At 67.4% G+C, this 224-nt stretch carries 1 protein-coding gene; it reads left to right on the forward strand.

The features are described 5' to 3' along the window. The coding region (locus tag BST12_RS30330; protein WP_211281454.1) for a cation:proton antiporter domain-containing protein at positions 1 to 224 on the forward strand (224 nt) is incomplete at both ends.

Raw genomic sequence — 224 nt, forward strand, 5'->3', positions numbered from 1 at the left:
GGGAGACCGCAGACCGGGCACGCATGGTGCTGACTCCGCTGCGTGACTTGTTCGCCACGATCTTCTTCCTGGGAATCGGCCTGTCGGTTGACCCGGGAAAGCTCGTTTCAATGCTTCCGGTAGCGCTGGCCCTGGCCGCTGTCACCGCAGCGACCAAGGTGGCCACCGGGATGTTCGCTGCCCGGCGGGAGGGAGTGGCACGGCGTGGGCAGCTGCGTGCTGGC

It is taken from the genome of Mycobacterium angelicum (assembly GCF_002086155.1).
In the GTDB taxonomy this organism is placed as follows: domain Bacteria; phylum Actinomycetota; class Actinomycetes; order Mycobacteriales; family Mycobacteriaceae; genus Mycobacterium; species Mycobacterium angelicum.